This window comes from Parabacteroides sp. B2-S-102, from assembly GCF_023656665.1.
Taxonomy (GTDB): domain Bacteria; phylum Bacteroidota; class Bacteroidia; order Bacteroidales; family Tannerellaceae; genus Parabacteroides; species Parabacteroides distasonis.
The window spans coordinates 60,073-66,991 of the sequence record NZ_JAMOKM010000021.1 but is presented as its reverse complement, the minus strand read 5'-3'; the positions used below and the strand labels follow the sequence as shown (position 1 = coordinate 66,991).

General features: G+C 43.3%; 7 protein-coding genes. 5 read left to right on the top strand and 2 right to left on the bottom strand.

The window, feature by feature from the left end:
- Positions 1-553 precede the first annotated feature (553 nt).
- Genes porX through NBH07_RS19205 form a run of 5 tightly spaced genes read left to right on the top strand, consistent with a single transcriptional unit; the run spans position 554 to position 3,451 of the window.
- Positions 554-2,104, top strand: coding sequence for a T9SS response regulator signal transducer PorX (gene porX / locus NBH07_RS19225; protein ID WP_009016776.1), 1,551 nt, complete (start codon positions 554-556; stop codon positions 2,102-2,104).
- A gap of 57 nt (positions 2,105-2,161) precedes the next feature.
- The gene (locus tag NBH07_RS19220; protein ID WP_009016777.1) at positions 2,162-2,497 is read left to right on the top strand and encodes a nucleotidyltransferase family protein; all 336 of its coding nucleotides are present in this window, start codon (positions 2,162-2,164) and stop codon (positions 2,495-2,497) included.
- Entirely contained in the window at positions 2,466-2,804 is a 339-nt protein-coding gene (locus tag NBH07_RS19215) for a HepT-like ribonuclease domain-containing protein (protein ID WP_009016778.1), read from the top strand. The genes NBH07_RS19220 and NBH07_RS19215 overlap by 32 nt, the downstream gene beginning before the upstream one ends.
- 10 nt (positions 2,805-2,814) lie before the next feature.
- Positions 2,815-3,234, top strand: a complete 420-nt coding sequence (gene tsaE / locus NBH07_RS19210; RefSeq protein ID WP_008772916.1) for a tRNA (adenosine(37)-N6)-threonylcarbamoyltransferase complex ATPase subunit type 1 TsaE — start codon at positions 2,815-2,817, stop codon at positions 3,232-3,234.
- Positions 3,235-3,238: 4 nt separating this feature from the next.
- Positions 3,239-3,451: an immunity 17 family protein gene (locus NBH07_RS19205; protein WP_005859813.1), complete on the top strand. Its 213-nt coding sequence runs from the start codon at positions 3,239-3,241 to the stop codon at positions 3,449-3,451.
- A gap of 103 nt (positions 3,452-3,554) precedes the next feature.
- Here the strand turns inward: NBH07_RS19205 and rnr are convergent, their stop codons facing one another.
- Positions 3,555-5,738 (bottom strand): ribonuclease R, encoded by a 2,184-nt coding sequence (gene rnr / locus NBH07_RS19200; RefSeq protein WP_009016780.1) that lies wholly within the window; start codon positions 5,736-5,738, stop codon positions 3,555-3,557.
- A 137-nt stretch (positions 5,739-5,875) separates the two neighbouring features.
- Positions 5,876-6,784 carry an SMP-30/gluconolactonase/LRE family protein gene (locus tag NBH07_RS19195; protein WP_005859808.1) on the bottom strand — a complete coding sequence of 303 codons (909 nt, stop codon included), beginning with the start codon at positions 6,782-6,784 and terminating at the stop codon, positions 5,876-5,878.
- Positions 6,785-6,919: the final 135 nt, after the last annotated feature.

Here is a 6,919-nt window from a genome sequence, read left to right as displayed (position 1 = left end):
ATAGTTCCTAGGGAACTATTTTCTTCACTCCTACAGAAGACAAAAGTTTCGTGCTGAAGAAACCTTAGTTTCCCTATATAGAAACAAAAGTTTCCTAAGCGGAAAACAAAGGTTTTAGCGGTATAAAACTTTAGTTTTTCATGGATAAAAACTGTATAAGCTTATATGTTAATATTTTATCTATATCAAGAAGAGGCCGTATAATGATATACGGCGAATGTGGGGAGATCGTTCTGTTTAGAGATGGAAAAGCTGTAAATGATGGTAGATAGAGCCTGATAATTGTAGATGTTTTTTATCTACCACCATAGGCTAAACCGTCTAAAGATAGATGATTACAAGGATAGTTGTAGATGTTGTAGATAAATTGGATATTTTTGAACCTTAGTCAGTAAGAGAGAGTACTGTTCGTGAGTTGATGAAGGAGATCTCTTCATTGACTATTCGCTCATCTGGATTTGGGAAAATTACGAGATCAAATACGAAACATCCCGTTTCTTTCGTTGTTATATGGAGGATAATCCATATATTTGTAAATAAACTAGGTAAGCTTATGGCAGCGAAGAAAGACAGAGTACTTTGGGCGGATGACGAGATTGATTTGTTGAAACCGCATATCTTGTTCTTGCAGGACAAAGGGTATGAGGTCGTTCCGGTGGTGAGCGGGCAAGACGCTATTGACTGCTGTAAGGAACAATCGTTTGATATTATTTTTCTCGATGAGAATATGCCCGGCTTGACAGGATTGGAGACGCTGTCGCATATCAAGGAGATCGCTCCGAATGTGCCGGTCGTGATGGTGACTAAAAGTGAGGAGGAAAGTATCATGAATCAGGCGATCGGAAATAAGATCGCGGATTATTTGATCAAACCGGTAAATCCCAACCAATTGCTTCTCTCTATCAAGAAGAATGTCCATAAGAACGTGATTATCTCCGAGACGACCACGGTGGGTTATCAGCAGGAATTCGGTCGTATCGGTATGCAAATCAATGATTCCTTGACCACAGACGACTGGATGGAGGTCTATAAGAAACTGGTGTACTGGGAACTGGAACTGGAAAGCAGCCAAGTGGCAATGACAGATATGCTCCGTATGCAGAAGGAAGAGGCCAATAACGCTTTTGCCAAATTCGTGAAGAAGAATTATGTGGACTGGATAAAGAATCCGGTCGATCGCCCGTTGATGAGCCCCGACCTGTTTAAGAAGAAAGTCTTCCCAATGTTGGATAATGACGAGAAGGTTTTCTTGATATTGATCGATAATTTCCGGCTGGATCAATGGCGGGTGGTAAAAGAATTGCTTACTGAGTATTTTACGTTTGACGAGAGCTTGTATTATAGCATACTGCCAACCGCCACGCAATATGCCCGCAACTCCATATTCTCGGGCTTGATGCCTTCGCAAATAGAGCGGATGTTTCCGGATTTGTGGGTGGATGAGGAGAGCGAGGAAGGCAAGAATTTGAATGAGGCTCCATTGATTCAAACCCAGATCGATCGATTCCGTAAAAAATATACCTTCTCATATAATAAAGTACACGATTCCCAATATGGAGAGAAATTGTTGGGTACGATCCCTTCTCTTACTCGTAATCAACTGAATGTGATTGTGCTGAACTTCGTGGATATGCTTTCGCATGCTCGTACGGAGAGTAAGATGATCCGTGAGTTGGCGCAAAGCGAGGCGGCCTATCGCAGCTTGACTAAATCATGGTTCCAGCACTCTTCTACGCTTGAGTTGTTCAAACGAATCGCTGAGCGGGGAGCTAAGGTAATCGTTACGACCGATCATGGAACGATCCGGGTAACGAATCCGATCAAGGTGATAGGCGATAAGAACACGAATACCAATCTACGCTATAAAGTAGGCAAGAACTTGAACTACAATCCGAAAGAGGTATTCGAGATCCGGGATCCGGAAAAAGTAGGACTTCCTTCGCCGAACCTAAGCAGTAAATATATTTTTTCCTGTGGAGAGAATTTCTTCGCTTATCCGAATAATTATAACTATTACGTCTCTTATTACAAAAATACATTCCAGCACGGAGGAATCTCGATGGAGGAGATGTTGGTGCCGTTTATTACGATGGAACCGAAATAAATATCGTTTTTTTGTTCGTAGATGGTAGGTTTTGTTTAATTTTGCGAAAAAAGAAATATGTTTATCCATAATGAAATACGTAAGAATCTTTCCTTGTTCTCTGATATATGTAAGAATCATGGGATAAAATCGTTGTATGCGTTTGGATCTTCGGTAACAGACCAATTCAATCCACAGAGGAGTGATATTGACTTGTTGGTAGAAATGGAAGATATGGATCCTTTAGAAAAAGGAGAAAAATTACTTTCTTTATGGGATAAGTTAGAAGATTTCTTTCAAAGAAAAGTAGATCTACTGACTCAGAAAAGTTTAAAAAATCCATTTCTTTTAGAGAATATAGATAAAACAAAAATTCTATTGTATGACAATAAAAGAAAAGAAGTATTTGTCTGACATGATGAGGGCGATAAGCTTGATCGAATCGTTTACCGCAAATACTAGATCTTATATGGAGTATACAGTGGATCTAAAGACGCAAAGTGCGGTGGAAAGGCAATTGGCCATTATAGGTGAGGCTCTAAATCAATATGACAAACAACCGGAACGTATATCGCTAAACAATACACGGCAAATAGTTGGTTTTCGTAATCGGATTATACATGCTTATGACAGCTTGGATGACACATTGGTTTGGGCGATAGTCGTTAATCATCTGCCGGCCTTAAAAAGTGAAGTGAAAACATTATTGGAAAATTGTTAAGTTAGATAAGATGAGCACACTGAAAATAGAAAGTTTGGATAAGATCCATGAGGCGGCTAAGGAGTTTATCGCCGGGATGGATGATCGTACGGTCTTTGCCTTCTATGGTCCGATGGGGGCCGGTAAGACTACCTTTATCAAGGCGATCTGTGAGGAATTGGGTGTGGAGGATGTGATCAACAGTCCCACATTCGCTATTATCAATGAGTACCGTAGCGATACGACGGGAGAATTGATTTATCATTTTGATTTTTACCGGATCAATAAATTGAGTGAGGCGGAGGATATCGGAACAGAAGACTATTTCTATAGCGGAGCTTTATGTTTTATTGAATGGCCGGAGAAAATAGATGAGTTGTTACCCGGAGATGTGGTAGATGTAACGATCTCGGAGAATCCGGACGGTTCACGTACTGTAGAGGTTAAGTAAGTCTATGGATCCTTCCGAATACTTTATCTTATCCTTGTTTATCGCTTTGGGATTGTTCTCAATCGTAGCGGCGATCTGTAATTTTGATTGGTACTTTAAAACCAGCGGGGCGATGACTTTCGTGAACTGGTTCGGTCGTGGCGGCGCACGTATCTTCTATGCGTTGTTGGGAATCGGGCTGATCGCTTGTGGGGCGCTGGGACTTATGTATTGGTGATAAAAAGTAAATTATACTTACTTGTCCTAGTAAGTATAATCAAAATGCCTAAGTAAGTATAACTTTGTTGTCTGATGAAGTTATACTTACTTTGAAAAAGGCCTTATTCCGCTAATTGGAAATCGAGTTGCTTACGTTCCAGATTCGCTTGCGCTACTTTGATAGTGATAGGGTCTCCCAAACGATATTGACGTTTCTTGCGACGGCCCAATAAACAATAATTCTTCTCATCAAACTCATAGTAATCATCATCCAGATCACGGATTGGTACAAGCCCCTCGCATTTATTCTCGTTCAGTTCTACGTAAAGTCCCCATTCGGTGACACCGGAGATAACGCCGTCGAATACCATGCCGAGCTTATCCTGCATGAATTCTACTTGCTTATATTTGATGGATGCACGCTCTGCGTTGGCGGCGACTTGCTCCATGCTGGAACAATGATCGCATAAATCCTCATACTTCTTTTGTATAACACTACGGCCACCGGCTAGATAACGTTCCAGCAATCGGTGTACCATCATATCCGGATAACGGCGGATAGGAGAGGTGAAATGTGTATAGTATTCGAAAGCCAAGCCATAGTGACCAATATTCTCCGTGGAGTAACGGGCCTTTTGCATGGCACGGATCGCCACTGTCTCGATCAAGTTCTCTTCCGGCTTTCCTTGTACATTGTCTAATAAGGAGTTAATTCCTTTGGAGACATCCGTCTTCGTACCGTCTGTTTTCAACTTATAGCCGAAGCGACGGATAAAAGAGGCGAAATTCTCCATTTTATCTGGGTCTGGAAGCTCATGGATACGATAAACAAATGTCTTCTTTGTCTTTCCTTTAGGAGGACGGCCCACGAACTCGGCTACGGTACGATTTGCCAATAGCATAAACTCCTCGATTAACTTATTTGCGTCTTTTGAGATCTTGAAATAAACACGGACCGGTTTCCCTTGTTCGTCGATCTCGAATTTAACCTCATAGCGGTCGAAGTTGATAGCGCCACTCTTGAAACGGCGTTCCCGCAATTTCTTGGCAAGGTCGTTCAAGGCTAGAATCTCCTCTTTATAATCTCCCTCGCCGGTTTCGATCACCTCTTGTGCCTCCTCATAGGTAAAGCGGCGGTCGCTCTTGATGATCGTGCGGCAGATCCGGGAGTTTTGTACCACGGCATCGCTATTTAGTTCGAAGACAGCGGAGAAGCATAATTTTTCCTCGTCGGGACGTAAAGAGCATATTTGGTTGCAAAGTCGCTCGGGAAGCATCGGTATCGTACGGTCTACCAGATAAACGGAAGTCGCACGGCTTTGCGCCTCTTTATCGATGACACCGTCCGTTTTCACATAATGTGTTACGTCGGCGATATGTACGCCAACCTCCCAGTTCCCATTATCCAAACGGCGTGCGGAAAGGGCGTCGTCGAAGTCTTTCGCGTCCTTCGGGTCGATCGTGAAGGTTGTTATCCCCCGGAAATCCTCCCGGTTCTCAATTTCCTCCGGAGAGATCGCTTCCGGGATCTTATCCGCCGCTTTTTCTACCGAGGAAGGATATTTGTAAGGCAATCCGAATTCGGCAAGGATCGCGTGCATCTCGGCGGTATTCTGTCCGGCGATACCTAATATATCGATGACCTCACCCAGTGGATTCTTGGCTTCATCCGGCCATTCCACGATACGTACGATCGCTTTGTCGCCGTTCTTGCCCCCTTTCAGTTTATCCTTAGGGATGAAAATATCGTTTGCCAACGTCTTGTTTTCCGTAATCAAGAAGGCAAAGCCTTTAGCTACTTGAAGTTTACCTACGAAAGTACGCTCCTTGCTCTCAAGGATTTCCACGACCTCACCTTCCGGCTCGGCACCTTTACGTTTGGCGAAAAGCTGTACTTTTACTTTGTCTCCATCCATGGCATGCCCGGAATTACGTTCGGCGATAAATACCGGCGTACCTCCGTCTTCAGGAATGAAAGAATTCTTTCCATTGCTGCGGCGTGCGAAAGTTCCTACGGCTAGGGTTCCCAATCCGTTTAGACGGTAGCGGCCACGGTCGATCTCGGAGATGATATCCTCGGCGGACAAGTCATACAGAATGTCTACCACCTGCAATTTCTGCACTTGGTTCTCGAGTCCGATGATCTTGCTGATTTGTTTATAGTTGAAAGGTTCCTTGGGAGAGGATTGGAATACGGAAATGATAGCTTGGATCATCGCTTCTTTTTTCATACGTTTACCAGATCCTTTGTCCTTTTTGCCTTTTTTCTCTTTGTTATCTTTTTTTGCAGGTTTATTCTTTGCCATTCTGTATAATTATTAGCATTTGTTAGATGTGGAGACAGGAGTATGCCTCTATTTTGCATGCTATGTCTACAAAGTAAACAATTTAAATTGATATTTGGTTTACGATTATGCTACTTTATAACCAAAAATACGGATTATTAATGAAAACAATTCGCCGGCACCCCTTTCGCTCCGGGCTTGCAACAGAATACGCTACCGCTTAGTGGATATTCCTCAAGCTGTTCCTCACTCAATCCGGCACGGGCGGTCGTTATATAAAGCGTGTCGAGCTTATCCCCTCCAAAAGCGCATGACGCTACGTGGGGGGCCGGTACGACAATTTTTGTCAACAGGTCGCCGGTATAGGGATTGTAACAATAAACACCGCCACCTCCCCATTGAGCCACCCAAAGGTTGTCGTTGCAATCTATCGTCATTCCATCCGGGGAACCGGTGCCCTCGGGTATATTTACGGCTACGCCATCGTACAATATGTCACCGGAGCTATCGTCATACCGGAAACGTATGATCTTACGGGTAGGTGTGTCGTTGTAATACATGTATTTCTTATTGGCGGACCATACGATCCCATTGGAGATCGTGACTTTTGTCAACTTTGTTTCGACGGTTCCGTCTGCCCATACACAATAAAGGCTGGCAGCCCCTTTAGGTGCGCCAAATCCCATGGTGCCGATCCATAAGCGTCCGGACGGGTCGCATTTCCCATCGTTGCAACGAATCTTCCCGTTATTGTCCGGGATTGGGGCGATAGATGTCGTGTTCCCATCCGTTAGGTTTACACGTATGATCTCGTTTTGTAAAGCGACGACTACCGTACTGTCCGTTTCCGGTACGACGGTAGAGACCATGCGGTCGAACTGCCATGAACGGCAGTTTTGCAAGTCCGGTATATACTCATATAACGTCTTTCCTTCAATATCTACCCAGAAAAGTGTATTGCGATCGGGATGCCAAATCGATCCCTCCCCTGTAGTAGCTTCCGCCCGAAACGCCAGATCGGGGCTGATTATAATAGGATCGTTTATACAAGAGGTTCCTTCAAACATGATAAATGCCAATATTAATTTAATAACTATTTTTTTCATGGTATGCTATGAATCTGAGTTTACAAAGGTATAAATTTGTTTTATAATGCCATGATAAAAGATTATTTATGTAACTTTGCCGCTTAAATAAAATTA

Bases quoted from the DNA above. Each gene is read 5' to 3' on its own strand.
- porX (WP_009016776.1), top strand. From the start codon at position 554: ATGGCAGCGAAGAAAGACAGAGTACTTTGGGCGGATGACGAGATTGAT.
- NBH07_RS19220 (WP_009016777.1), top strand. From the start codon at position 2,162: ATGTTTATCCATAATGAAATACGTAAGAATCTTTCCTTGTTCTCTGAT.
- NBH07_RS19215 (WP_009016778.1), top strand. From the start codon at position 2,466: ATGACAATAAAAGAAAAGAAGTATTTGTCTGACATGATGAGGGCGATA.
- tsaE (WP_008772916.1), top strand. From the start codon at position 2,815: ATGAGCACACTGAAAATAGAAAGTTTGGATAAGATCCATGAGGCGGCT.
- NBH07_RS19205 (WP_005859813.1), top strand. From the start codon at position 3,239: ATGGATCCTTCCGAATACTTTATCTTATCCTTGTTTATCGCTTTGGGA.
- rnr (WP_009016780.1), bottom strand. From the start codon at position 5,738: ATGGCAAAGAATAAACCTGCAAAAAAAGATAACAAAGAGAAAAAAGGC.
- NBH07_RS19195 (WP_005859808.1), bottom strand. From the start codon at position 6,784: ATGTTTGAAGGAACCTCTTGTATAAACGATCCTATTATAATCAGCCCC.